This window comes from Mesorhizobium sp. LNHC229A00, from assembly GCF_000502415.1.
Classification (GTDB): domain Bacteria; phylum Pseudomonadota; class Alphaproteobacteria; order Rhizobiales; family Rhizobiaceae; genus Mesorhizobium.
The window spans coordinates 1-329 of the sequence record NZ_AYWQ01000232.1; the positions used below are offsets into that span (position 1 = coordinate 1).

General features: G+C 62.9%; 1 protein-coding gene. It reads left to right on the plus strand.

Going from position 1 to position 329, the window contains the following annotated elements:
* On the plus strand, positions 1 to 329 hold a 329-nt coding region (locus X742_RS0139930; protein WP_031248903.1), incomplete at both ends, for a phage major capsid protein.

Below are 329 nucleotides of genomic sequence, written 5' to 3' on the forward strand. Positions count from 1 at the left end.
CCGCACCACCATCGGCGCGGTCCGCAAGCTCAAGGATGCCCAGAAAAACTACATTTGGATGCCGGGCATCGCGCAGGGCAAGCCAAACTCGATCGACGGCGATCCTTACGCGGAGTTCCCGGACATGCCGTCCGAGGGCGCCGGCCTGTATCCGATTGCCTATGGTGACTACCGCAGGGCGTACACCATCGTCGATCGCGTCTCGATGGAGATGCTGCGCGACCCCTACACCCAGGCGACCAGCGGCAACATCCGCTTCATCTTCCGTCGCCGCACTGGCGGCAAGGTCGTCTTGGCCGAAGCTATCCGCAAGCTGAAGTGCTCGACCT